Annotated in this window: 19 protein-coding genes; 11 read left to right on the top strand and 8 right to left on the bottom strand. The window is 68.7% G+C overall.

Annotation, left to right across the window (positions count from 1 at the left end):
* Window positions 1-10: 10 nt before the first annotated feature.
* A complete protein-coding gene (locus ACIA75_RS29810; RefSeq protein WP_397109876.1) occupies window positions 11-646 on the bottom strand; it encodes a phosphoribosyltransferase in 636 nt (211 codons plus the stop codon).
* Window positions 646-1,503 (bottom strand): carbon-nitrogen hydrolase family protein, encoded by an 858-nt coding sequence (locus ACIA75_RS29805; RefSeq protein ID WP_397109874.1) that lies wholly within the window; start codon window positions 1,501-1,503, stop codon window positions 646-648. The genes ACIA75_RS29810 and ACIA75_RS29805 overlap by 1 nt, the downstream gene beginning before the upstream one ends.
* A 60-nt stretch (window positions 1,504-1,563) precedes the next feature.
* Between ACIA75_RS29805 and ACIA75_RS29800 the strand changes: the two genes are divergently transcribed.
* Both ACIA75_RS29800 and ACIA75_RS29795 read left to right on the top strand, forming a co-directional pair.
* Window positions 1,564-3,375 (top strand): DEAD/DEAH box helicase, encoded by a 1,812-nt coding sequence (locus ACIA75_RS29800; protein WP_397109872.1) that lies wholly within the window; start codon window positions 1,564-1,566, stop codon window positions 3,373-3,375.
* Window positions 3,376-3,483: 108 nt separating this feature from the next.
* Window positions 3,484-7,392: an AAA domain-containing protein gene (locus ACIA75_RS29795; protein ID WP_397109870.1), complete on the top strand. Its 3,909-nt coding sequence runs from the start codon at window positions 3,484-3,486 to the stop codon at window positions 7,390-7,392.
* Between the two features lie 114 nt (window positions 7,393-7,506).
* On the opposite strand, the gene ACIA75_RS29790 is transcribed toward ACIA75_RS29795, so the two are convergent.
* Together ACIA75_RS29790 and ACIA75_RS29785 are read right to left on the bottom strand one after the other, a co-directional pair.
* On the bottom strand, window positions 7,507-8,694 hold the full coding sequence (locus ACIA75_RS29790; protein WP_397109868.1) for an amino acid deaminase/aldolase: 1,188 nt from the start codon (window positions 8,692-8,694) through the stop codon (window positions 7,507-7,509).
* 41 nt (window positions 8,695-8,735) lie between these two features.
* Window positions 8,736-9,182: a TetR family transcriptional regulator gene (locus tag ACIA75_RS29785; RefSeq protein WP_397109866.1), complete on the bottom strand. Its 447-nt coding sequence runs from the start codon at window positions 9,180-9,182 to the stop codon at window positions 8,736-8,738.
* A gap of 399 nt (window positions 9,183-9,581) precedes the next feature.
* Between ACIA75_RS29785 and ACIA75_RS29780 the strand changes: the two genes are divergently transcribed.
* Window positions 9,582-10,340 (top strand): tyrosine-protein phosphatase, encoded by a 759-nt coding sequence (locus ACIA75_RS29780; RefSeq protein ID WP_397109864.1) that lies wholly within the window; start codon window positions 9,582-9,584, stop codon window positions 10,338-10,340.
* 2 nt (window positions 10,341-10,342) lie between these two features.
* Here the strand turns inward: ACIA75_RS29780 and ACIA75_RS29775 are convergent, their stop codons facing one another.
* Entirely contained in the window at window positions 10,343-11,644 is a 1,302-nt protein-coding gene (locus tag ACIA75_RS29775; protein WP_397109862.1) for a class I adenylate-forming enzyme family protein, read from the bottom strand.
* 210 nt (window positions 11,645-11,854) lie between these two features.
* Window positions 11,855-12,649 (bottom strand): enoyl-CoA hydratase/isomerase family protein, encoded by a 795-nt coding sequence (locus tag ACIA75_RS29770; protein WP_397109860.1) that lies wholly within the window; start codon window positions 12,647-12,649, stop codon window positions 11,855-11,857.
* A 38-nt stretch (window positions 12,650-12,687) separates the two neighbouring features.
* Here ACIA75_RS29770 and ACIA75_RS29765 point away from each other — a divergent pair, with 38 nt between their 5' ends.
* From ACIA75_RS29765 to ACIA75_RS29730, 8 genes are all read left to right on the top strand, one after another.
* Entirely contained in the window at window positions 12,688-13,707 is a 1,020-nt protein-coding gene (locus ACIA75_RS29765) for a glutathione S-transferase family protein (RefSeq protein WP_397109858.1), read from the top strand.
* A 145-nt stretch (window positions 13,708-13,852) separates the two neighbouring features.
* The gene (locus ACIA75_RS29760; protein WP_397109856.1) at window positions 13,853-14,662 is read left to right on the top strand and encodes a hypothetical protein; all 810 of its coding nucleotides are present in this window, start codon (window positions 13,853-13,855) and stop codon (window positions 14,660-14,662) included.
* Window positions 14,659-15,597 (top strand): ATP-binding cassette domain-containing protein, encoded by a 939-nt coding sequence (locus ACIA75_RS29755; protein ID WP_397109854.1) that lies wholly within the window; start codon window positions 14,659-14,661, stop codon window positions 15,595-15,597. The genes ACIA75_RS29760 and ACIA75_RS29755 overlap by 4 nt, the downstream gene beginning before the upstream one ends.
* Window positions 15,594-16,376 (top strand): ABC transporter permease, encoded by a 783-nt coding sequence (locus ACIA75_RS29750; protein WP_397109851.1) that lies wholly within the window; start codon window positions 15,594-15,596, stop codon window positions 16,374-16,376. Before ACIA75_RS29755 ends, ACIA75_RS29750 begins: the two co-directional genes overlap by 4 nt.
* Window positions 16,377-16,607: 231 nt before the next feature.
* Window positions 16,608-20,237: an ABC transporter ATP-binding protein gene (locus ACIA75_RS29745; RefSeq protein WP_397109849.1), complete on the top strand. Its 3,630-nt coding sequence runs from the start codon at window positions 16,608-16,610 to the stop codon at window positions 20,235-20,237.
* Between the two features lie 124 nt (window positions 20,238-20,361).
* Complete coding sequence (locus ACIA75_RS29740) at window positions 20,362-24,171, top strand: multifunctional oxoglutarate decarboxylase/oxoglutarate dehydrogenase thiamine pyrophosphate-binding subunit/dihydrolipoyllysine-residue succinyltransferase subunit (protein ID WP_397109847.1); 3,810 nt, start codon at window positions 20,362-20,364, stop codon at window positions 24,169-24,171.
* Between the two features lie 209 nt (window positions 24,172-24,380).
* On the top strand, window positions 24,381-24,593 hold the full coding sequence (locus tag ACIA75_RS29735) for a type II toxin-antitoxin system VapB family antitoxin (protein WP_357237476.1): 213 nt from the start codon (window positions 24,381-24,383) through the stop codon (window positions 24,591-24,593).
* The gene (locus tag ACIA75_RS29730; protein ID WP_397109844.1) at window positions 24,590-25,015 is read left to right on the top strand and encodes a type II toxin-antitoxin system VapC family toxin; all 426 of its coding nucleotides are present in this window, start codon (window positions 24,590-24,592) and stop codon (window positions 25,013-25,015) included. The genes ACIA75_RS29735 and ACIA75_RS29730 overlap by 4 nt, the downstream gene beginning before the upstream one ends.
* Here the strand turns inward: ACIA75_RS29730 and ACIA75_RS29725 are convergent.
* Both ACIA75_RS29725 and ACIA75_RS29720 read right to left on the bottom strand, forming a co-directional pair.
* On the bottom strand, window positions 24,998-25,582 hold the full coding sequence (locus ACIA75_RS29725) for a sugar O-acetyltransferase (protein WP_397109842.1): 585 nt from the start codon (window positions 25,580-25,582) through the stop codon (window positions 24,998-25,000). The genes ACIA75_RS29730 and ACIA75_RS29725 overlap by 18 nt on opposite strands.
* Complete coding sequence (locus ACIA75_RS29720; RefSeq protein ID WP_397109840.1) at window positions 25,533-26,387, bottom strand: MerR family transcriptional regulator; 855 nt, start codon at window positions 26,385-26,387, stop codon at window positions 25,533-25,535. Before ACIA75_RS29720 ends, ACIA75_RS29725 begins: the two co-directional genes overlap by 50 nt.
* Between the last annotated feature and the right edge of the window lies 1 nt (window position 26,388).

Here is a 26,388-nt window from a genome sequence, read left to right as displayed (position 1 = left end):
CGCCGATCGCTCAGCGGGTGTCCGGCCGGAGCAACTCGGTGACCTCCGCGTCGGCGAGTTGATGGAAATCGCGATAGGCGCCGCCCACCCCGGCCAGGGCCGACGGTGCCAGCGGGCACACCACTTCGTCGGCTTCGGCTCGAATCCGCGGTAGGGCTTCCGGGGCCGAGACCGGCACCGCCACCACGAGCCACCGGGGTTCCTGAGCGCGGGCCACCCGGCATGCCACGACGACGGACGCACCCGTGGCGATACCGTCGTCGACGATCACCACGGTGCGACCCCGCAGCGGGATGGGCGCGATATCGCCCCGCCAGACCACGCTGCGCCGCGCCAATTCTTCGCGCTCCTCCGCTTCGATCGCGTCCAGTCGCGCGGGATCCAGCCCGGTCTGGCGCACGACATCGGTGTTGATCACCCGGACCCCGTGTTCCCCGATCGCCCCCGCCGCCAGTTCGGGCTGCCAGGGCACCCCCAGTTTGCGGATCAGCAGGATATCGAGGTCGCCGCCGATCACCTCGTGCACTGCCGCCGCCACCGGGACACCGCCGCGCGGCAGGCCCAGCACCAGCGGATCCGCCGTACGCAGGTGCGTCAGTTCGCTTCCCAGCGCACGCCCGGCAGACACGCGATCGGCATAGAGCATTACCCTCCGACGCTACTCGTCTCCGGCGCGCCCACGGTGAACCTGCGCAGCGCGAGGCTCGGATTTTTCCGGCGGACCTGCTCCAGCAGGTCCGGCTCGAGCCGGGCCAGGGCCATTCCCGGTTCATCGGCCAGTTCCTGGAGCACCCGGCCGGCCGGGTCGATGATCATGGAGGAACCGGCGCCCCGCGGCCCGCACTGGTCGGCCGCCGCCAGATAGACGGTGTTCTCGATCGCCCGGGCCCGCAGCAGCGTGGTCCATTGGTCGACCTTGCCCGGACCCGGGATCCACTGCGCCGGGAGCAGCAGCACCTGCGCGCCGGCGGCGGCCAGCCGCCGGAAGCCCTCCGGAAAGCGCAGGTCGAAGCAGGTTTGCAGGCCGAACGTCAGACCCTCGGCGGTGAACAGGGGCGGGTCGGTGAGCGGCCCGGGGCGCACGACCTCCGATTCGCGCTGCCCGAAGGCGTCGTAGAGATGCACCTTGCGGTAGTGCGTGCGCAGCGCACCGTCGGGACCCAGGACGACCAGGGTGTTGTAGATCCGGCCGTCGTCCGGTTCGGTCGTCTCGACCATTCCGGCCACCAGGTGCACGCCGGTGGCGGCCGCGAGCTCGCCCAGTGCGGCGACGAACGGCCCGTCGAGCGGCTGCGCGGCCGCGCGCAACCGCTCGTCCAGCCGGCCCAGGGCGAACATCGAGTACTCCGGGGCGACCACCATCCGCGCGCCCTGGTCGGCCGCGGTACGCACCTGGCCGGTGAGCGCCGCAAGGTTCGCGTCGATATCGATATGGGGTGCGAACTGGACCACGGCGAGATCCGTAGCGTCCGCAGGCGGCTGATCGGCGGCGTCGGCATCCATGCTGACACCGTATGGCCCGGTGCGGCGGACGACCAGGCCGTACCAGTAAACTCCTGGTCAATGAGCACCAATCAGGGCGACGACAGCCTCGGCGGAGACCCTGGCGACATCACAGCCGAAAACGCCGAATCCGCCGGACCGTCCTTCGCCGATCTCGGGATCGATGACCGAATCCTCTCGGCCATCGCCGATGTCGGCTACGAATCTCCCTCCCCCATCCAGGCGGCGACCATCCCCCCGCTGCTGGAAGGCGCGGATGTGGTGGGTCTCGCGCAGACCGGTACCGGGAAGACGGCGGCCTTCGCGATCCCGATTCTGATGGGTCTGCTGGAGGAGCGTCCCGTCGGCAAACAGCCCGCCGCCCTGGTGCTGGCGCCGACCCGGGAACTCGCCATCCAGGTCGCCGAGGCATTCGGCCGTTATGCCACGCATATGCCCAACACCCATGTCCTGCCGATCTACGGCGGCCAGAGCTACGGGGTGCAGCTCTCCGGTCTGCGCCGTGGCGCGCAGGTCGTGGTGGGCACCCCCGGCCGGGTGATCGACCATCTGGAGAAGGGCACGCTGGATCTGTCCCAGCTGCGCTACCTGGTGCTCGACGAGGCCGACGAGATGCTGAAGATGGGTTTCCAGGAGGATGTCGAACGCATCCTCGCCGATACCCCGGCGCAGAAGCAGGTGGCGTTGTTCTCGGCCACCATGCCGGCCGCGATCCGCAAGATCTCCAAGCAGTATCTGCGCGAACCGGTCGAGATCACGGTCAAGTCGAAGACCAGCACCGCCACCAATATCAGCCAGCGCTGGGTACTGGTATCGCACCAGCGCAAACTCGACGCGCTGACCCGGATCCTCGAGGTCGAGGCGTTCGAGGCCATGATCATCTTCGTGCGCACCAAGCAGGCCACCGAAGAGCTGGCCGAGAAGCTGCGGGCCCGTGGATTCTCCGCCGCGGCGATCAACGGTGATATCGCCCAGGCACAACGCGAGCGCACCATCGGCCAGCTGAAAGCGGGCACGCTGGACATCCTGGTGGCCACCGATGTCGCGGCCCGCGGCCTCGATGTGGACCGCATCTCGCATGTGGTGAACTACGACATCCCGCACGACACCGAGTCCTATGTGCACCGGATCGGCCGCACCGGTCGCGCCGGCCGTAGCGGCGAGGCTCTGCTGTTCGTTGCGCCCCGGGAACGCCATCTGCTCAAATCCATCGAGCGCGCCACCCGCCACCCGCTGACCGAGATGCAGCTGCCGAGCGTGGACGATGTGAACGCGCAGCGGGTCGCGAAATTCGGCGACGCCATCACCGAGAATCTCAGCTCGGACAATCTGTCGCTGTTCCGCAAGCTCATCGAGGACTACGAGCAGGAGCACAACACACCGCTGGCCGATATCGCCGCGGCCCTCGCGGTCGCCGGACAGGACGGCGAGAGCTTCTTCCTCGAACCCGAACCGGAGCCGGTGGAACGCCCGCGCCGGGAACGCGCACCGCGCCAGTTCGACGAGGGCGGATTCGAGGATCGCGGCGGCCCGAGCCGGCATCGCGGCACCGGCGCCGAACTGGCCACCTATCGCATCAGCGTCGGCAAACGGCATCGGGTGGTGCCGGGCGCGATCGTGGGCGCGATCGCCAACGAAGGCGGCCTCCGGCGCAGCGATTTCGGGCATATCAGTATCCGGCCCGATCACAGCCTGGTGGAACTCCCGGCCCAGCTGCCGCCGGAGACCCTGGAAGCGCTGCGGCGCACCCGGATCAGCGGTGTGCTGATCCAGTTGCAGCTCGATTCCGGCCCGCCCGGACATCGCTCGATCGGCCGTGGCCCCCGCCGCGACGGTCCGAAACGCCAAGAGCGCCGCAAACCGCGCTCGTAGAATCCACGGTCCGTACCACCAGGTCGGAGGCGGTGATTACAGTGGGCCGCGTCCGGTGCGCGCGCCCGCGCCCGCCGGGTGTGTCACTGGGTCGCAGGAGGGCCGTGGGTGTTCGTTGTCGGTGATCGGGTGGTGTGTGGCGCCACGGATCTGGAGCGCGCAGCGCGCTGTGAATTCGCGCTGCTGCGCGCACTCGACGCCGAACTGGGCACCGTCGCCCCCGCCGAGAGCGGGACACCCACTGATACAAGCGGTTTCGGTCATTTCGCCGCACTGGTGAGCAACGCCGCCGGGCATGCGGAGTTCGACCGGCTGCGCACTGAGATTCGACTGCGGCACGGCGCCGGCGTGGTGGAGCTGCCCCCGCCCGGCGACCACGCCGACCCGCTCGGCGCACTCGCGGCCGCACACACCGCATCCGTCGCCGCGGTACGCGCCGGGGCCCCGGCCGTTCTCGGCCCGGTCTTCTTCGACGGTGACTTCTTCACCCGCGTGGACCTCGTCACGCGGACTCCGCTCGGGCTCCGGCTACACGGAGCCGCCCCCGGGCCGGCACAGAGGGTGGCCACTGCGCTGCGGCTCAGCGCCGGTGCACAAGTCCTCGAGGCGCTGTCCATACCGGTCGATCTGCGGCTGCAGATCCACGCCGGTACCGAAACCCACACCGTCGACCTCGCCGACGCGCAACCGGTGTACCGGGCCGGCCGGCGGCGGATGCAGCAGATCCTGGACGAGCATTCGACCGAACTCCTGCCGGTGCAGTGGGGCGATCCGCGCTTCCGGGCCTGCGGCCGCTGCACCGTCTGCACCGCTGCCGCCGCCGAGGCCCGCGATCTGCTGCTGGTCGCCGGGATGGATCCGGCCACCCGGAGCCGATTACGAGCGGCGGGAATCAGCACCATCGACCGGCTCACCACCCGCACGGTAACCCCGCCGGAGATCCCCGGGCACGTCCTCACCCGGCTGCGAGCCCAGGCGGTTGTCCAACTCCGGCAGGAACATTCCGGCCGCGGCGAATGGCTACCGTCCGACCCCGCCGCCCTGGATATGCTTCCCCCCGCCACGCCGGGTGATCTGGCACTGCACACCCGGCAGGTGGCCCCGGATCGACTCCGGGTAGTGGTGGCCTCCCGCGAAGCCATCCGGCTGACCTGCGAACTCCCGCTGGAACCACCGGCCGGGCAACGCACCCCGCAGCACCACACAACCCTGCGCGACGGAGCCCGCCGGGCCTTCACCGATCTGCTCGCCGCACTGACCGAACCGCTGCTGGCCGACCCCGACCTGCATATCTTCCACTACACCGCCGACGCCCGGACCCTGCTGCTGCACACCAGCGGACGCCTCGGGACCGGGGAAGAAACCGTGGACGCGCTATTGCGGACGGGCGCCCTGGTGGACCTCTACCCGATCGTGCGCGGCGCACTGGTGCTCGGCACACGCTCCTACGCCCTGCACGCGGTGGTGCCCGTCCTCGGCGGTCACACCAGCGAATCGGAGGGTTCCGCCGTACTGTGGCTTGCCGACCGGTTGCGCAAGGAAGCCACCGAATCCGCCCCGCCGTATCCCCGCGCACGCACCGGCGCCCTGGACCGCCTGCTCCGTGAAACACCCTCGGCGCGTTCATCGCCCACCGAAGCCGCGCTGGCCGAGTACGCTGCCGGGCCGGTGACTCGCCCCCATACCGCACAGCCGGCGCCCACCCCCGAAACCACGTCGGGTACCGGAACAGCGGCACAACCGGCCCCTCACCCTGGGACGACCTCGGGACCCGAATCAGCGGCACGGCCTGCCTCTTCGCTGGAAACCACCTCGGGGACCGAAACGTCCGAGTCCGAACAGGAGTTGCGAAGCGCGCCGCCGGACCCGCACCGTATCGCCGCGCTGACCGCCGCCCTGCTCGGATACCACCGCCGGGAACAGCAGTCGGCCTGGTGGGCACATATCGATCGGCTGACCCACCCGCTGTCCGAGTGGTCGCCCGATCCCGGGGTGATGGTGGCCGATACCTGTGTGGTGGATACGAAATGGCATATCGGCCCGGGGGACACGATGCGCCGTTTCCTCCGGCTCAGCGGCCGGCTCACCGGCAACGGTCTCGCCCCCGGCACCGCCGTGTCCATCATCTACGAACCCGTTCACCGCGCTCCCCGGCCGATCCGGACTACCGGACCGGCCACGGTCCTCGGCTGTTCGATGGATGCCGATCTCACCGATACCGTGCGTCTGGAGGAAACTCTGGCCCCCGGGGCCGTGGCACACGACGAACTCCCGGTCGCCCTGGCACCGGCCCTGCCCGGCCTCCCGGTCACCGCGGCGGAGGCACTGGAGGATATCGGCGAGCAGCTCCTCATGACCCTGCCCGCCCTCCCGGACACCGCGGTATTCGACCTGCTCACCCGCCGCCCACCTCGCCTGCGCCCCGCCCTCGGTTCCGTAACACGCGGACCAGTTGTCGCCCCACCTGCAGGTTCCGGCCCCACAGCCGGCCCGATCACCGCTCCCGGTCAACACATCGTTCCCGAATCCGACCGGCCTTCCCCCGCCGACTCGGCCGCCTGCCCTCGCGCCGCCACATCCGCGGCCGAATCCACCGCGCCGGTCGTACCGGGCCACGAATCCGCACCCGAGGCACCGGGCCGGCGGCCCGCCGCGCCGATATCCGGTCATTCCGCTCGGCTCGCGTCCGGGGACGATCACTCGACCGCGAACACCGCACCCACGACACCCACATTCGAATCCGCGACGCCCGCTACGTCAGGACCCGGATTCGCGTCCGATGCGCCCGGGGCCGGCGTCCCGCGAACCGCCGCACCGGTGTCGGTGCACCCGGGTCTGCCGCCGGCCGACGGCGGCCCGGCGGCAGCGATCACCGCGACATTGCGCGAGCTGGATCGCTCCTACCTCGCCGTGCAGGCGCCCACCGGCACCGGGCGCACGGCCATCCTGGCCGACGTGCTTGCCGAACTGGTCATCCGGGACAACTGGCGGATCGGTATCGTCGCGCCCACCTCTGTCCCGGTGGAGAACCTTCTCGACGCGATAGTACGGGCCGGTGTGCTGCCGGAACTGGTCGCGAAAAGCGATGCGGCGGCCGTGGCGCCCGAATGGCTGGTGCTCGACAGTGCCCGGTATCCACGGTTCCTGTCCAATGCGATCCGCGGTTGCGTATTGGGCGGCACCCCGGATGATTTCACCGATCCCGCCCGCGTGCCGCGGGACGCGCTGGATCTGCTGGTGATCGCGGATGCGAACACCGTGTCCCTGGCGATGGCCGCGGCGCTCTCGGTGAGTGCCCGTAATCTGCTGCTGACCGGCGACCCGGCCGAGCGGTATCGGCCGGAAGCGGGCCCGCATCCGCAGCCGGTGGACGTTCCGGCCCTCACCTGGCTGACCGGCGGACGGCGCACCCTGCCGGCTTCCCACGGCTATTTCCTGGATCGAACCCACCGGATACATCCACAGGTGAGCGACCCCGTCTCCCACCTCTATTTCGACGACCGGCTGCGGGCCGCCCCGGTGCCCCCGCATGCGGACGTGACCCTCGAACCCGGTATCACCACCGTGCTCGTCGAACACCACGGCAACACCACCGCGGCCGAGGCCGAGGCCCGGGAGGTACTCCAGCGGATTCGTGATCTGCTGGGCCGCCGCTGGTACGATGGGTCCCGTATCCGGCAGCTGCAACCGCACGATATCGTCGTCGTCTCACCGCACCGGGCACAGGTGAGCCTGATCCGAACCCACTTGTCCCGGGCCCGTATCGACGAGGTGCTCGTGGGCACGCCGGAGCTGTTCCGCGGCCGGGAAGCCGCCGTCGTGCTGGTGTCACCGGCCACCTCCAGCCCCGAGGACGCGCCCGGCCCGGTCGGCGCCCTGCTGTCGGACGCTCTGGTGCACGATGCCCTGTGCCGGGCCCGCCGGCACGCGATAATTGTCCGCTCCCCCTTGCTGACGGAATTCCTCCCGGAGACACTCGGCGAATTATCGGCGCTCTCGCGTTTTATCCGGCTGTAATCAAGGAATTCGGAATCGGACCAGGCCCCGCAAGAATCGGAAGTCCGGCCGGAACAACGCCGAAAACCCCGGCTGCCGATATTTTTCGCGAACTGCGGAATATCGGCCGGCACATCACCCGAAACATTTCCCTTCACCCCGATAGGTGGGTACCGCGACACGTGAGCCGTCGCTGTCGATCAGATACAGCCGATCGAAACGTTCACACAGCTCACCGGCCTTGGCGTGGCGGAACCACACGCGGTCGCCGATTTCCGGCACGCCCGCACCCGACAGCGGTGTCTGCACCTCCCCGGCGCCCTCGGTGCCGAGTAGTCGCAAACCTTTGGGCCACACAGGTTTCGGCACTCTGCTCGACCCCGCAGGACCGGACGCGATATATCCACCGGCGAAAACGGTGGCGATATCGGAAGCGGGCCGGCGCAGTACGGGAAGTGCGAAATACAGCGCGGGCCGCGGCCGGAAGGAACGGTAGTCGTCGAACAGGGTCGGTACGTAAAGCCCGGAGCCGGCAGTGATCTCGGTGACCCCCGCCGCCGCGGCACTGAGCTCGACCGAACCGGTCCCCCCACTGTTGACGATCTCCAAGGGTCCGGTGATCGCCGTGACGGCATCCAGCACGGCGGCCCGGCGTCGCTCGATCTCCCGCGCCGAGGCCTTCTTCACGAGACGTACCGCGAGCGACGAATCCGGTAGTCCGGCGATCTGCGCCTCGTAGGTCATCAGCCCGACCACCCGGAACCCGGCCGCTCGGGCTCGGTCCGCCAACGCCGCGGCCTGTTCCGGTGTGCGTACGGGCGAGCGGCGCACACCTAGATGAAGAGGTCCGATGCGCAGCGAAGCGTCCACATCCAGGCAGATCCGGGGGGCCACCGTATCGCTGCCCACGGCCGCGCGGATCAGGTCGAGCTGGGCGGCGTCGTCCACCATCAGCGTGATCGCGTCGAGCAACCCGGTGTCACCGGCGAGTTCGGCGAGTGCAGCGCGGTCGGCGGTCGGGTATCCCAGCAGCACATCGCGGGCACCGGCCCGGGCCAGCCAGATGGCCTCGGGCAGGGAGTAGGACATGATGCCCGCGAAACCACCCGCGGCCGTCAGTTCGGGGCCCAGTACCTCCGCGAGCACCGCCCGGCAGCGCACCGATTTGCTGGCCACCCGCAGTGGCCGGCCGGCGGCGCGGCGTACCAGGTCCGCGGCGTTGGCGCGGAGAGTGTCCAGGTCCACGGCGGCCAGCGGCGGTTCGAGATCGGCGGTGGCCGCCTCCAACGAGGCAATCGGCGAGGTCGCGCTCACCCCGCCCACTCAACCATTGGACTGGTCACACGTCCAGCTCTATCGGGAGATCAGGCGTCGACTGCCCGGGTGACCAGGTTCGACACCAGGTCGTCGAAGGCCACCAGGATCGCTTCGTCGTCACAATCGGCCAGCCACCGCAGCACCGACCCCTGCACCACGGTGATGACATAGCCGGCCACCGAATCGATCGGCTCGATCCAGCGCGTACCGGAGCGATCCGCACACATCTCGAGCCACTCCACCACGTGACTCTCCTGCACGCGCTGGCGTTCCGAAATCACCGGATCGGGAACATAATCGGCGCCCGAGTCCCAGTGCCGGCACAGCGTCTGCACCGTCTTCTCGTAGGCGTGGATCTGCTGTAACGGCCGGGACTTGACGAGCGGCCAATAGGCACTCACCCCGGCATGTAACAACACCCGCAAGGCCCGGACCCCGGTGATATCCAGCACCGCGTCAGCGTTATCGACCGCTGCACGCACGGCCGATCGCATCCGGCCCTCCGCTATTTCTCCACGTACGCCCAACGCAAGCTCCCTCGGCAAACATCTCGCACACTTCGGTACCGATAAGCACCGACACCGAAGCGGCCGGCCGGATCGGTAGACACAGAGTCGGGAAATTGCGGCCCAACCAATCCGTCATCTCAATATTAGAAACGTTTTCGGGGTTTGAGAACAGTAACGCCGGGAAACCCGTACCCGAAGCCTGTTTTGTGACCCCTCCGCAACCGGGAAGTGTCCATACGGCATCCCGGCGATCGCGGCGTCGCCGTCGACCTGCCGCCACCTGGGCAGAGGCCATCGGCAAGTCTACGACCGCACCCGGATGATCTCCGACCGCTGTGCGCGATCACACAACGCGGGCCCGACCCGGCCGGTTAGCCTGATGCGGTGACCAGCTCTCCCCTCGCCGATCATCTCCGGATCAGCGGCACCTTCAACTTTCGAGACCTCGGCGGTCTGCCCGTCCGCGGCGGCGGGACGATCCGACCCGGAGTCCTGCTCCGCTCGGCCCAGCTCAGCCGCCTCGACGACACCGGCCACGCGACCCTTCGGGAACTCGGCGTCGGCGCGGTACACGACCTGCGCGGACATCGAGAGATCGAACGCGCCGGCGCCGACCGGCTGCCGCCGGAGGTCCGGCTCCGCGTCACCCCGTACGACGACGGGAAGGGCACCTCCCCGCCACACGAGGCCGGCGCGGGCCGCCAGGACAGCCCGGGCGCGGCGCTGGCCTACATGATGGACGTGTACCGGAAGTTCCCGGCCCGGCCCGAGGCGCATGCGGCGATCCTGTCGATGGCCCAAGCCATCGTCGCCGACCGTGGCGCGGTCCTGGTGCACTGCGCGGCCGGTAAGGACCGCACCGGCTGGACCGTGGCCACTCTGCTGCAGGCGGTCGGGGTCGACGAATCGGACATCCTCACCGACTATCTGCTCAGCAACCACGCCGTGGCGGAACTGCGCTCCTCGCTCAAAGACGAGTTCGGCGCGGACCTGCCGCAGGCGGTACTCGAAGTGCGCGAGGAATACCTGCGCGCGGGCCTGGCGGCGAGCACGGAGCTGCACGGCGATTTCGATTCGTACCTCACCGCGGTGGGCTTCAGCCCGGATCTCCGGGCACGGCTGCGCGACCGGCTGGTCGCCTGAGCTCAGGCGCTCCGCCGGACCAGCCCGTCCCGGCCGATACTGACCTGGTCGCCGGTGCGGAACCAGCTGCCGGTGAACCGGTCGGCGGTGCGCTGCGGATCGTTCCAGTACCGCCGGGTCACATTGGGTCCACGGCAGAGCAGCTCACCGTGCCCCGATGCGGCCCGCGGCCCGCACAGCGCCAGTTCGGTGCCGCCGAACGGAAAACCCAGCACCGTGCTGTCCACACCGTCGGCCGGGCCCGCGGTGGGCCCGAGGGCGAGGCCGATCCCACTGGTCTCGGTGGCCCCCCATACCGACCATTGCCGTGCCGACGGGAAGATCTCGCAGACATCCTGCGCGAACGCCGGACCGGCCGCCCGGCCCTCGGACCCGGTGGTGAGACGGTGATCGGCCGTGCTGATCCGGATCACACCCTCGGTCCGCAATCCACCGGCCCGGCCCGCCGCGAGTTCCGGGAGCAGTCCACCGAGGATGCGAGCGCTCCCGGCCACGGTATCGACCTGTTCGGTGGCGATGGCCCGGGCGACCCCCGCGGCGCCGTGCGCCAGGACCACCGTGCCGCCGACGGCGAAGGTCGGCAGGAGCTGATCCACACACCCGCTGGCATGGGCGAGCGGCTGCAGAACCAGATTGCGCATCCCGTCGGTGGGCAGATCGAGCGCCGCCACCATCGACCGGATGGCCGACAGCAGATTCTCGTTGGTGAGTTCGACACCGGTCGGTGTCCCGTCCGCGCCGGCGCCGGCGGTGTAGCAGAGCAGCGCCAGATCATGGAGCGCCGCGCCGTCGTCGATGAACGCGGCGCCGTCGGGAAGATCCGCCGACCACGGCCCGGCACCGCGGGTCGCGCCGCATCCCCGCTGCGGTGAACCCAGTACGAAATCGGCATCGCTGTCGGCGAGGACCTGCTCGGCCACCCCGCCCGCCAGCCCGTCGTGCACCAGCACCGGCACCGCGCCACTGAGCAGCGCGCCCAGGAACGCCTGTACCCAGCGCACCCCGGGCGGCATATGCACGGCGACCCGGTCGCCGTAGCCGATCCCGTGCTCCTGCAGCCCACCGGCGACCCGCGACGCGGAATGCCAGAGTTCGCGGTAGGTGAGCCGGCCCCGGCCGACCTCGACCACCGCGTCCCGGTTGGCGAACGCGTGGACCTGCAGGTCGAGCAGTTCGGTCAGGGCGGGGCTGAGATTGCCGTACCGCAGGATGCCGTCCGCGCCACGGGAGAGCGGCGCCGCCGACCCGAGGTCGGCGACAGGAAATTCCACGAGTTCGAGCCCGTCGCCATGGGAACCGGGCATCGTGAGGGGAAACGGACTGACCGATGGCCCGATGGTCGTGGTCGTACCGGCTTGCATCGAACCTCCGCGCAGTCGAACAGTGAGGCACCTGTGATTACGAACAGTCAGGCACCTGTGACTATATGACCCAGATCACAAAAATGGGTGCGGAGTTCAGGAATCAGGCCGAATCGAGATCCAGAAGTCTCTTACCGGCAACTTCCCCGCAACTCAGCGACCGAGATAGGTCGCGTTACCGGGCCCCACCTCGAGGAAACTGCGGACCGCGCGCGGCAGATCCTCGGTCTCGAAGAGTTCGCCGGAGACCTGCGGCGTCACCGAATCCGCGTGCGCGACGCCGCCGGAGCGCCAGGCCTCGACGATCTGTTTGGTGGCCGCATGCGCACGCGTCGGCCCCTCGGCCAGCCGATGGGCGAGCGCTACCGCGGCGGCATCCACATCCTCGTGGATCTGGTTGACCACACCCCACTGCAGCATCGTGGCCGCGTCGTACAGGTCGCCGGTCATCACCAGCTCCCGCGCCCGCCCCGACCCGGCCCGCTCGGCCAGCCGCTGCGGCCCACCCATCGACGGGGTCAGCCCGACCACGATCTCCACCAGCCCGAACTTCGCCTTGGGCGCGGCCAGGATCAGATCGCAGGCCAGGGCGATCTCGAACGCGGCAGTGAGCGTGAGCGCGTGGGCGGCGAACAGCACCGGGCACGGCAGCGCCTCGATCGGATGGCTGATCCGGTCGAACAGCTCCTGCCACAACTGCGCACCCTGTTCGGCGGTCAGCCCGTCGAAACTGTGCACATCGACGCCACCGGAGACAACCTTGCCCTCCGCCCGGATCAGCAGCGCGCGCGGCGGGCGCGCGGAGAGTTCGGCCATATCCGCGGCCAGCGCGTCGAACATCGCCGTGTCGAACAGGTTGAGCGGCGGCGCCGCCAATGTCAGGGTGGCGACCTCGGCGCCGCCGGAAGTAACCGAACGTTCCAGTCGAGTGGGTTTGGTAGCGCTCATGGAAGCAGCTTATGGCCCACCCCTGCCAGACTGATGACATGACCGAAACGGAACAGGGCAGCTACGTCGAACCGGGCGAATTCAAGCGGGATACCAACTACATCACCACGCGGATCACCGCCGACGGCCGCGACGGTTACCCGGTGGAACCGGGTCGCTACCGGCTCGTGGCCGCCCGGGCCTGCCCGTGGGCGAACCGCACGCTGATCGTGCGCCGCCTGCTGGGCCTGGAATCGGCGATCTCACTGGGCCTGTGCGGCCCCACCCATGACAAGCTCAGCTGGACCTTCGACCTCGACCCCGGCGGCGTCGATCCGGTCCTGGGCATCCCCCGGCTCCGCGACGCGTACCTGGCGCGGTTCCCCGACTATCCCCGCGGTATCACGGTGCCGGCGGTGGTCGATGTGCCGACCGGTCAGGTCGTCACCAACGACTACGCCCAGATCACCCTGGACTTCTCCCTCGAATGGACCGAACACCACCGGGCCGGAGCCCCGCAGCTCTACCCGCAGCACCTGCGGACCGAAATCGACGAGGTGAACGCCAGGGTCTTCCGCGAGGTGAACAACGGCGTGTACCGCTGCGGTTTCGCCGGCTCCCAGGACGCCTACGACGCGGCCTACGACCGGCTGTTCACCGCCCTGGACTGGCTCACCGACCGCCTCGCCGGGCAGCGCTATCTGGTCGGCGACACGATCACCGAAGCGGATGTCCGGCTGTTCACCACCCTGGTCCGCTTCGATCCGGTCTACCACGGCCATTTCAAATGCAACCGGAGCAAACTCACCGAAATACCGGTGTTGTGGGCTTACGCCCGGGACCTGTTCCAGACTCCGGGCTTCGGCGACACGATCGACTTCGCGCAGATCAAGGACCACTATTACAAGGTCCACACGGATATCAACCCCACCCAGGTGGTCCCCAAGGGCCCGGACCTGTCCAACTGGCTCTCCCCCCACGGCCGCGAAGCACTCGGCGGCCGCCCCTTCGGCGACGGCACCCCACCGGAGGCCCCGTCCCCGGCCGAGGTGGTGCCGGCCGGACACGGCCCGCTGTGAATCGCGAACGACGGTAGCCCGCACTCCGTGAGTGGGTGCGGCGGGCCCGCATCGGAACCCTGGGAGCGGGTAATCCGTTGTCAGTCCGTACGAACGTAGGGTCCGTGCCATACAGTGCACAGTGCCCGCAAAGGAGGATGACGCCGTGCGTAACGGGGCAGTGGAAAAAGCCGTGATCGAGGCTCTCGACCATGGTTCCCGGCTACAAGCACCCGCCGTCGCCAAGTACGTCGCGCGACTGCGGCGGGCCCATCCCGAGGAGACGCCCGCACAGATCGTCGAACGCCTGGAGCGCCAATATCTGCTGGCGGTGACCGGCAGCGGTAGCGCGGTCGGAGCGTCGGCCGCGGTGCCCGGGGTCGGTACGATCGCCGCCCTCGCCGCGGTGAGCGCCGAGACCACCTTCTTCATGGAGGCTTCGGCGCTGTTCACCCTCGCGGTGGCCGCGGTGCACGGGGTCAAGCCGGAGGACACCGCGCAGCGGCGAGCCATGGTGCTGGCCGTGGTTCTCGGTGACAGCGGTATGGAGATCGTGCAGAAGAGTGTCGGGAGTTCGGCGAAGAACTGGGGCACCGTCTTCGCGAACAAGATTCCGGGCCTGTCCGGGATGAACGATTCCCTCCTCAAACGATTCATCGTCCGGTTCCTCACCAAACGTGCGGCGCTGATGGCGGGCAAGATCGTGCCCGCCGGTATCGGTGCCGTGATCGGCGGTGTCGGTAACCGGGCCCTGGGCAAGGCCACGATCAACAACGCCCGCAAGGCATTCGGCACGGCGCCCCACCGGTTCGCCGACGAAATGATCGTGGACGCCGATATCGCGCCCGCACTCGATATCGCGCCCGCGCCGGAGAAGCCGGGCAGCGCGCCGGCACCGCACGATCCGGAACTCCGGTCGCCGGAACCCGCGCCGCTGCCCATCGAGCACCGCCGGCCCCCGGCCGATCCCCGATGACTCCGGCGATCACGGTCCGCGGCCTCACCAAGCGCTACCCGGACTTCGCTACCGGCGCACAGGATGTGTCGTTCGATATCGCGTCGGGGACGTGCGCCGCACTTGTCGGGCCGCCCGGCGCCGGAAAGTCCACGGTGGTGTCGGTCCTGCTGGGGCTGCTTCCACCCACCGCGGGATCGGTGACTTTGGCCGGCGGGCGCGGCAGTTCGGCGGTCGGCGCCGTCCTCGCTCCCCGCGGGCTGCACCCCCGGCGCACCGTCCGCGACCATCTGCGGGTTTACGCCGCCGCCGGCGGTTATCCGGACCGCCGGGTAGCGGCCGTGCTGGAAACCACCGGCCTGGCCGATCGCGCCCGCACCGTTCCCGACGACCTGACACCCGGCGAAGCGACCCGCACCGCACTGGCGACCGCACTGCTCGGCGACCCGCGCCTGCTGATCCTCGACGATCCGGCGGCCGGTATGCAGCTGGGCGAGATTTCCTGGTTGCAGGGTTTCCTGCGCAGCCACACCCGCCGCGGCGGCACCGTCCTGTTCACCGCGCAGAGCCTGGTCACGGCGCTGCCGATCGCCGACCATCTGGTCGTGCTGAGCGCCGGAACGGTCGCCTATCAGGGCAGCCCGACCCGGCTGCGCCGACGCAACCCGGACCGGCTGGTGGTCGCGTCATCGTCGTCGATCGCGGTGGCCACGGCGCTGGCGGCCCGCGGCTTCACCGACGCGGTCATCCGGCCCGATGATCAACTCGCCGTGGCGGGCGCGACCGAGGACGATATCGTCGAGGCCGCCCGCGCGGCGAAGGTCCGGCTGGACGGGATCATGGCCGACCATATCCATCCCGACCGGGTGCTCGCCTCGCTCACGCACGCCGCGGCGGCCCGGCCGGCCGGCCCCGGTATGCCGTCCGCCTCTCTGCCGTACGGGGTTTCTCGATGATCGACCTGGTACCCGCGGAACTGATTCCGCCCGTACGCTCCGAATACCGCAAAGCCGTCACCCTGCGCTACCCGCAAGTCCTCGCCGGGCTGGCGCTGGCGGTGGCGGTCGTGGCTCCCGCCATGAGCGCGTATCTGGCGGGACCACGCGACCCGCAGAGCGATCCGGTGACCGGTACCGCGACCATCGGGCTCTACCTGGCACTGTTCGCTGTGATCATCGGATCGGCGGTGTTCGGCGCGGCGGGCGCGGCCGGCGAACACCAGCACGACACCCTGGTGATCACCGCCCTGTTCACCGTCGACCGGGACCGGCTGGCCGGAGCGAAGTTCCTTGTCACCGGCCTAGCGGCACTCGCGACCGGGCTGGCCGTCGAGATCGTCGCTGTGCTCGTCATGCTGCTGTTCGGACGGGACAAATTCGAGTTCACCGGTTCGTTGTTCGCGGTCCTCGGGGGTGGGCTGGTGGCCGCTGTCTGCTGGGCGGTGATCGGCACCGGGATCGGCTTGCTGCTGCGGTCGCCGGCGCTCGCGATCGGGTCGGTACTCGGCTGGATGCTGCTCGCCGAACCGCTGCTCTGGGTGGTGACCGCGGGTATCGGTATCCCGGGGGCCTCGACTCTGCTGCCCGGATCGGCCACGCTGAGCACCGTTTTCTCCGGGTCCTTCACCGACAGCGATCTGATCGCCCCGGCGCCCGCGGCGATCGTGGTGCTGCTGCTGTGGGCCGTCGGTATCGGCGCCGCGAGCTGGTGGTCGCTGCGCCGAGCCGAACTCTGACGCGACCCAGTACACCCGGCGGGAACAAGTCCCTGTCGGTGAGCGTCGTTATGGTCGACGGCAGGTGCAGTGGGAGGCGGTATGAGCGGGTCAGGCCCGGAGGCGGCAGCGAAGCGTAACCACGCAGGGCCCCCGCACATACCCAATGGACACAGCATGAGCGGGTCAGGCCCGGAGGCGGCAGCGAAGCGTAACCACGCAGGGCCCCCGCACATACCCGATGGACACGAGATGAGTGGCAGCAGTGCGCGGGTGGGGTGGATCCGCAGGCTGTGGTCGGAATGCCGGCAGCACCGCGGCACCCTGGCCGGTATCGCGCTGGCGCTGATAGCGGGTGCGGCGGCCGAGATCGTGGCCCCGCTGCTCACCAAATGGGCGGTGGATTCGGCAACCACGGGCGCGACCCAGGTCATCGGCATCGTCGCCGCGCTGCTGGCAATGCTCGCGGCCGGCCGGTTCGCCGCCTCGTTCGGGCGGCGCATGCTGGCCGGGAAACTGTCCCTGGATGTTCAGCACGGGCTGCGGCTGCAGTTGCTCGGATCGCTGCAGCGGCTCGACGGCGCAGGTCAGGACGCCCTGCGCACCGGCCAGGTGGTTTCCCGTTCCATCACCGACCTGCAGCTGGTGCAGAGCCTGCTGGCCATGGCCCCGCTGTCGGGGATGTCGCTGCTGCAATTCGTCCTCGCCGCCGGCGTCATGCTGTGGCTGTCACCACCCCTGGCCGCGGCCGCGCTGCTGATGGTGCCGCTGGTGATCGCGGTGGTGTACCGGATGCGGCCCCGGTTACATGCGGCTACCTGGTCTGCCCAGCAGCGCGCCGCCGAACTGGCCCAGCACGTGGAGGAGACGGTCACCGGGGTCCGGGTGGTCAAGGGATTCGGCCAGGAAGCCCGCATGGTCGATGTGCTGGAGCAGCACGGACGGCGGCTGTTCGGCGAACGGATGCGCGCTGCCGGGATCAATGCCCGCTTCTCGCCCACACTGGCCGCGATCCCGCAGGCCGGGTTGGTGGTGGTGATCGCGCTCGGCGGCTGGCTGGCGTTGCACGGCTCAATCGGCCTCGGCACCTTCCTCGCCTTCAGCGCCTATGTCACGACCATGACCACCACCGCTCGCACCATGGCCTCGGTGATCATTCTGGCCCAGCTCACCCGGGCCGCTGCCGAACGCGTGTACCAGGTGATCGATGCCGGTCCGGCAGTGGCCGACCCACCGCATCCGGTCCCCGTACCGGACGGGCCGCTGGGGATCGAACTCGACTCGGTGACCTTCGGCTTCGACCCCCGCCAGCCGATCCTGCGGGATCTCGATCTCCAGGTGCGGCCCGGCGAGACAGTGGCGGTGATCGGCCCGGCGGGATCCGGGAAGACCACCCTGTCGCTGCTGCTGCCCCGGTTCTACGCCCCTGACTCCGGCCGGATCCGGCTGCTGGGCGCCGACGCGGAGACGGTCGATATCGCCGAGGTCGCCGCGGGGCAATTGCGCGCGGCCGTCGGGGTGGTGTTCGACGACCCGTTCCTGTTCAGTTCGAGCGTCGCGGCCAATATCGCGCTGGGCCGGCCGGAGGCCACCGACGCCGAGATCCGGGAAGCCGCCCGGCAGGCCGCCGCCGACGAATTCATCGAGGCGCTGCCGGACGGCTACGACACCGTCGTCGGCGAACGCGGTCTCACACTGTCCGGCGGCCAGCGGCAGCGCATCGCCTTGGCCCGGGCGCTGCTGGCCCGGCCGCGCATCCTGGTACTCGACGACGCCACCTCGGCGGTGGACGCGGTGACCGAAGCCGCCATTTTCGGGGCACTGCCCGACCGGGGGGCACGCACCACGATCATCCTGGCGCATCGCGAATCCACCCTCGCCCACGCCGACCGGGTGATCCGCCTGCCGGACCCGGAGACGGCGGTGGCCGCCGGTCCGGTCACCGCGGCCGACCGGGTACCGGTCACGAACTCGACGGACCGGCTCGCCGCCGCCGCGAACCTGAGCGAAACACCCGAACTCCGGCGCGAAATCGAACGCCTACCAGCGGCTGACGAACAACCCCGGCTGGATCCGGCCCGGCTGCGGAAACCGGATCCAGGGTTCCGGCTGGCCCGGCTGTTGCGGCCGGTGCGCACGCTGGTGCTGGCCTCGGTCGCACTGCTGGCCCTGGACGCGCTCATCGGGATCGGGTTCCCGCCCCTGGTACGGCATGCGATCGATAACGGCGTGGCGGGATCGGACCCCTCCGCCCTCCTCGTGTCCGCGCTGCTGGGGACAGCGCTGGTCCTGGCCGGCTGGATAGTGGCCGCGGCGACCACCCTGCTCACCTCCCGGACCGGGGAGCGGGTGCTGTACGGACTGCGGATCCGCAGTTACGCCCACCTGCAGCGGCTCGGGCTGGACTACTACGAGCGGGAACTGTCCGGCCGGATCATGACCCGGATGACCACCGATGTCGACGCGCTGTCCACCTTCCTGCAGACCGGTGTCTCGACCGCCATGGTGAGCGCGTTGTCGCTGGCCGGGATCGCGGTGGCGCTCCTGGTGATCGACCTGCGGCTGGCCCTGGTGGTATTGCTCGGAGTACTCCCGCCGCTGATCATCGCCACCGTGATCTTCCGCCGGGTGGCCTCGGTCGCCTACACCATCTCCCGGGAACGCGTCTCGACCGTGAACGCCGACTTCCAGGAGAACGTCGCCGGGCTGCGGGCCGTCCAGGCCTACCGGCACGAACGCCGCGCCGCGCACCGCTTCGCCGAATATTCCGCGGGCTACCGGCGCAGCCGGATGCGCGCCCAGCGGGCCATCGCGTTGTATTTCGCCTTCATGGCCTCGTGGACCGATCTGGCACTGGCCCTGGTGATACTCACCGGCGCGCACGCGGTGGCCGCCGGTCAGACGAGCGCCGGCACCCTCATCGCCTTCGTGCTGTACCTGGAACTGCTGTTCGGCCCGGTACAGCAGTTGTCGCAGGTCTTCGACGGATACCAGCAGGCGCGGGTCGGGCTTCGGCGGATCGGCGACCTCCTGCGCACTCCGTCGTCCATCCGGGCCGACCCGGCCGGCGCCGATCCGATCACCACCGGTCTGCGCGGCGATCTGGCGCTCGACGCGGTGCGCTTCAGCTACCCCGGCACCGAGCGGCCCGCGCTGGACGCGGTGGATCTGACGGTGGCACCCGGACAGTCGCTCGCCTTGGTCGGCGCGACCGGGGCCGGTAAATCGACCATCGTCAAACTGCTGGCCCGGCTCTACGACCTCGCCGACTCAGATACCGGCGTCGTCCGCGCGGACGGCGTGGACATCCGGGACTATCGGCTGGACCGGTACCGGTCCAGGCTCGGGATGGTCCCGCAGGAAGCTCACCTGTTCACCGGCGATGTGGCGAGCAACATTGCATTCGGGAAACCATCCGCCACCGAATCCGAGATCGCCGCGGCCGCCCGGGCGGTGGGCGCGGCGGAGATGATCGCCGGGTTGCCTGGTGGGATGCACCGCGCTGTCGGCGAACGCGGACGCGGGCTCTCGGCCGGCCAACGCCAGCTCATCGCGCTCGCCCGCGCCCAGCTGGTCGACCCCGATATCCTGCTGCTCGACGAGGCCACCGCCACCCTCGATCCCGATGCCGAGGAGAAAGTGCTGGCAGCGACGGGTTCGCTGGCTCGGGATCGGACGACCGTGGTCGTCGCGCACCGATTGGCCACCGCGGCGCGCGCCGATCGCATCGCCGTCGTCGCCCGTGGTCGCATAGTCGAAGTGGGTACGCATCAGGAGTTGCTGGCGGCGGGCGGGGAGTATGCCCGCCTCTGGACAGCTGCCGGTAATGCGGAAGGAATATTCTCGGTACGAGACGGGTCGTCAACTATGAGGTCGGGGTAGAGAGCGGTAGTCGGTGGCGTTACCGATGGGCACGGGGGCCTATCCTCGTCAGAGGGCGTATCGGTACCTATCCGCCGATCCCCGGTGCCGGGCACGTCACAAACGTCGCAGCGCGAAGAACGAAATGAGGCGAACACCTGCTGTGAGCAGCTCAAAATCCCAGTTCGGTCAGAACCAGTGGCTGGTCGACGAGATGTATCAGAAGTTCAAACAGGATCCATCCTCGGTCGACGCCAGCTGGCACGAGTTCCTCGCCGACTACACCCCCGAGACCTCCGGTGAACCCGGTAGCAACTCCCAGCCCGCGGCGCCGGCGGCGCGGCCCGCGGTGAACTCCGCCCCCGTACCGGCCGAGGCGTCCTCCGTGCAGACCCGCGCCACTGCGCCTGCCGCGCCGGCCAGTGCGGCCACTCCGGCCGCCGCGCCGAAACCGGCCACGCCTGCCACCACCGCCGCGAAGACGGCCGCGACAGCGCAGCAGCAGCGCGCGCCCAAGACCACCCCGGCACCGACGTCCAACGCCGCCCCCACCTCGGGCGCCCCCAAGCCGCCGGCCGCCGAAGAGAAGAAGATTCTGCGCGGTGCCGCCGCGGCGGTCGCCAAGAACATGTCGGCGTCGCTGGCCATCCCGACCGCTACCAGTGTGCGGGCCGTACCGGCCAAGTTGATGATCGACAACCGGATCGTCATCAACAATCACCTCGCCCGTACCCGCGGCGGAAAGATCTCGTTCACCCATCTCCTCGGGTACGCGATCGTGCAGGCCGTGAAGGCCTTCCCGAATATGAACCGGCATTTCGCCGAGGTCGACGGGAAGCCGAACGCGGTGACCCCCGCCCACACCAACCTGGGCCTGGCCATCGACCTACCCGGTAAGGACGGCAGCCGCTCCCTGGTGGTCGCGGCCATCAAGGGCTGCGAGGAGATGACCTTCGGGCAGTTCCACACCGCCTACGAGGACATCGTCCGCCGCGCCCGCGACGGCAAACTCACCGCCGAGGATTTCAGCGGGGTCACCATCTCGCTGACCAACCCGGGGACCATCGGCACCGTGCACTCCGTCCCGCGGCTCATGCAGGGCCAGGGCGCGATCATCGGCGCGGGCGCCATGGAATACCCGGCCGAGTTCCAGGGAATGAGCGACGAGCGGATCGCCGAGGTCGGCATCGGCAAGCTCATGACCCTGACCTCGACCTACGATCACCGCATCATCCAGGGCGCCGAATCCGGTGACTTCCTGCGCACCATCCACAAGCTGCTCATCGCCGACGAGTTCTACGACGAGATCTTCCACGGCCTGGGCGTGCCGTACGAGCCCATCCGCTGGCGTAAGGACATCCAGGAGCGCGGGGTCGACAAGAGCACCCGCGTGCTGGAGATGATCGCGGCCTACCGCAACCGCGGCCACCTCATGGCCGATACCGATCCGCTCCGCCTGGTCAAAGAGAAGTTCCGGAGCCACCCCGATCTGGATGTCATCCAGCACGGGCTGACCCTGTGGGATCTGGACCGCGAGTTCAATGTCGGTGGTTTCCACGGCCAGGAGCGCATGAAGCTGCGCGATGTGCTGTCGGTCCTGCGCGAGGCCTACTGCCGGCATGTAGGTGTGGAATACACCCACATCCTGGAACCCGAGCAGCTGAAGTGGATCCAGGACCGGGTCGAGCAGAAGCATGTGAAACCGACGGTCGCCCAGCAGAAGTACATCCTGAACCGGCTCAACGCGGCCGAGGCGTTCGAAACCTTCCTGCAGACCAAGTACGTCGGCCAGAAGCGGTTCTCGCTGGAAGGCGCCGAATCGGTGATCCCGATGATGGACGCCGTGATCGACCAGTGCGCCGAGAGTTCGCTCGACGAGGTCGTCATCGGTATGCCGCACCGCGGCCGGCTCAATGTGCTGGCCAATATCGTCGGCAAGCCCTACTCGAAGATCTTCACCGAGTTCGAGGGCAATATGAACCCGGCCGCCACGCACGGCTCGGGCGATGTGAAGTACCACCTCGGCGCACGCGGCACCTACCTGCAGATGTTCGGCGACAACGAGATCGAGGTCTCGCTGACCGCCAACCCGTCGCACCTGGAAGCGGTCGACCCGGTGCTCGAGGGTCTGGTGCGCGCCAAGCAGGATCTGCTGGACAAGGGCGACGGCGACGAGGGCTTCTCGGTCGTGCCGCTGATGCTGCACGGTGATGCCGCGTTCGCCGGTCAGGGCGTGGTCGCCGAAACGCTGAACCTGTCGGGTCTGCGCGGTTACCGCGTGGGCGGCACCATCCACATCGTGGTGAACAACCAGATCGGCTTCACCACCGCGCCGGAGAACAGCCGCTCGACCGAGTACTCCACCGATATCGCCAAGTTCATCGGCGCCCCGGTCTTCCATGTCAACGGCGACGACCCGGAGGCCTGCGACTGGGTGGCCCGCCTGGCTGTCGATTTCCGGCAGAAGTTCCGCAAGGACGTGGTGATCGACCTGATCTGCTACCGCCGCCGCGGCCACAACGAGGGCGACGACCCGTCGATGACACAGCCGTACATGTACGACGTCATCGACACCAAGCGCAGCGTCCGCAAGAGCTACACCGAGAGCCTGATCGGCCGCGGTGATATCTCGCTGAAAGAGGCCGAGGACGCCCTGCGCGATTACCAGGGCCAGTTGGAGCGGGTCTTCAACGAGGTCCGTGAGCTGGAGAAATACCCGCAGGGTCCGAGCGAGTCGGTGGAGGACGCACAGCAGATCCCGTCCACCGTGCTCACCGCCGTCGACAAGTCGGTGCTGCAGCGGATCGGTGACGCGTTCCTGAACGTGCCCGACGGCTTCAGCGTGCACCCGCGCGTGCAGCCGGTGCTGGAGAAGCGCCGCGAGATGGCGTACGAGGGCAAGGTCGACTGGGCATTCGCCGAGTTGCTGGCCTTCGGCACGCTGATCGACGAGGGTCGCGCGGTGCGGCTGACGGGTCAGGATTCCCGCCGCGGCACCTTCACGCAGCGGCATTCGGTGATCATCGACCGCAAGACCGCCGCCGAGTACACCCCGCTGCACAACATCAACAGCGCCAACCCGGGCTGGTTCGCCGTGCACGATTCGGCGCTGAGCGAGTATGCCGCCGTCGGCTTCGAGTACGGCTATTCGCTGGGTAACCCGGACGCACTGGTGTTGTGGGAGGCGCAGTTCGGTGACTTCGTGAACGGCGCGCAGTCGATCATCGACGAGTTCATCTCCTCGGGTGAGGCCAAATGGGGCCAGCTGTCGGAGGTCGTGTTGCTGCTGCCGCACGGGCACGAGGGTCAGGGCCCCGACCACACCTCGGGCCGGATCGAGCGGTTCCTGCAGCTGTGCGCGGAGGGTTCGATGACGGTCGCCGTGCCGTCCACCCCGGCGAACTACTTCCACCTGCTGCGCCGGCACGCGCTGGACGGTATCCGCCGCCCGCTGATCGTCTTCACCCCGAAGTCGATGCTGCGCAACAAGGCCGTGGTCAGCGATCTGAAGGATTTCACCGAGTCCAAGTTCCGCTCGGTATTCGACGAGCCCACCTACGAGCAGGGCATCGGCGACCGCGGCGCGGTCAAGCGCATCCTGCTGACCAGCGGCAAGCTGTACTACGAGCTGGCCGCCGCGAAGGCCAAGCGCAAGCGTGACGATGTCGCCATCGTCCGCGTCGAGCAGCTCTATCCGATGCCGAAGTTCCGGTTGAACGAGGCGCTGGAGCGGTACTCGAACGCTACCGAAATCGCTTGGGTCCAGGAGGAGCCGGCGAACCAGGGTGCCTGGCCGTTCTACGGCCTGAACCTGCCGGAGCTGCTACCCCAGCGGCTCGGCCGCCTGCGCCGGATCTCCCGCCGCGCCATGTCGGCCCCGTCCTCGGGTTCGAACAAGGTGCACGCGGTGGAGCAGGCCGAGATCATCGACGAGGCCTTCCTGCCGACCTCCTGATCAACGACTCGCCCGACGCCGGGCCGCGACCCCTCCCGAGGTGGTTCGCGGCCCGGCGTCGTGATTCTCCGGCGGGTTTCCATGAGCTGCTGCGAAGGCCTCGCTGAGATCTGATCGATCGGCTCGCTCCACCGGGCCATCCATCGAAGCGGATATTACGAATCATCTGTATTATGAATACGAGCATTTCGCAATATCCAAGGAGCCCGATGGCAACCACGGTGAACATCCCCGACGAGGTCTTGAATGAAGCGCTCCGGCTGACCGGCCTTCCGACAAAGAAGGCGGTGATCAATCTGGCGATGTCCGAACTCGTCCAAGGTTACCGGCAACGCGAAGCGCTGAGCAGACTGTCTCGGATGGACCACAATCCTTTCCTCACTGCGGACGAACTTGCAGACGAACGGCGTAACGCGGAGTGACATCGCCGTTCGCGCGGCCCCTGTATCTGATCGACCACTCGCTGATGTCGCACTATCGAACCAGCAGTTCAGCAAAGCTCGCAATCGATCGGCTGGCAGTCGAGGGCGTCCTGTGCTCGTCGATGGTGACCATGGACGAGGCTCGCTTCAGCGCTCGGAACAGGCAGGATCTGATATTCATCACCGAGTTGTACGGCTCGGTCTTCCACTGGCTGGAAACCGATGGCGGAGTCGAGGAAGAGGTGGGCCGGATCCGGACCGCACTGTGGAAGATCGGTGCGGGACGTGGCGCGCAGACCACCGATATCCAGATCGCGGCAACGGCTTTGCGTCACGACGCCGTTGTCGTCCACAACGACCGCGACTTCTGCACGATTCACCGCGCGGTACCCGCACTGAACCAACTACGACTGAAACCCTGACTCCGCCGCCGGGGACAGCTGCCGGATGACCCGGCACGGATTGCCCGCGGCGAACACCTGCGCGGGCACATCCCTGGTCACGACACTGCCCGCGCCGACGACCGTGTTCGCCCCGATCGTGACGCCAGGGCACACGATGACACCCGCGCCGAGCCAGACATTGTCGCCGATGGTGATCGGCGCCGCGGTCTCCCATCGCCGCCGGCGGAGCTCGTGGTCATCCATCGGGTGCAGGGCTGTCAACAGCTGCGCACGCGGGCCGATCGAGACATCGTCACCGATCACAACCGGCGCACAATCCAGCACGATCGCGTCGTAGTTCAGAAAGCTGTTGCGCCCCAATTCTATCGAATGGCCATAATCGCACTGGAACCTCGGCATGATCCACGAGCCCTCACCGAGGGCGCCGAGCAGTCCCTCGAGAATCACGCGGCGCTCGGTCTCTTCTCCTGATCTCGTCTCATTGAAGCGATCGAGCAGGCTCTGGCAGGCACGACGTTCCGCGACCAGTTCCGGATCACTGTCCCGGTAGAGTTCCCCACTCAGCATCCGCTGTTTCTGCGTCATCACCCCGGCGATCCTGCCGGAATCGATCTGCCGGGTCCGGATCGGCGCGGCCCAGTTTGGTCAGACCTGTCCAGCCGCGTTTCCGGAGCAGTTCGACCAGCCGGCGGGCCGGTGGCGCGGTGTCGAACGCCATCGAGTCCAGTAGCTCGGCGAACGGCGGCTCCAGCTCGGAGTCGTCGAGGTAGTCCTCCCCGCGCTCGTCGGCCAGCTGTGTGAGGTAGGCGGCCATCGAATCGGCCAGGTCGACGAGTGCCGGGTCGTCGTCGGTGAGGTCGAGAGCCCGGCCGAGGGTGAGGTAGAAGTCGGCGAGACGCGGGTCGGCCAGCTGGTCCTGTTTGCGGGCGATCCACTCCGGGATCCGCTCGGGCGAGTGTGCGGCCAACGGGATCCACCCGTCGCGTTCGAAGCGGACGATCCGCTCGTCGACCCCCAGCGCGCGGAGCCGTTCGAGGAAACCGATCACGTCCGGTGGCAATACCAGGCCGTCTCCGGCAGTGAGGCCGGCGATCCGCTCGCGGCGGCGCTGCCGCTCCCGGATCTCCGCGCGCAGGCGCGCATCGATATCGGCGACCGCGGCGGCGAACTCCGCCTCGTCGGCTCGTAGCAGTTCCCGTACGCGTGCCAGCGGAACACCGGCCTCGGCGAGGGTCCGGATCTTGATCAGTGCGATGACGGCGCCGGCGTCGTATCGGCGGTAGCCGGAGTGGTCGCGCTCCGGCTCCGGCAGCAGCGCCTTGGCGTGGTAGTGCCGTACCGCACGAACCGTCACTCCGGCATACGACGCCAGCTCGCCGATGGTCAGCATC

It is taken from the genome of Nocardia sp. NPDC051750, assembly GCF_044453135.1.
GTDB lineage: Bacteria > Actinomycetota > Actinomycetes > Mycobacteriales > Mycobacteriaceae > Nocardia.
The sequence above is the reverse complement of the archived record's forward strand: the minus strand, read 5'-3'. Positions and strand labels throughout refer to the sequence as shown.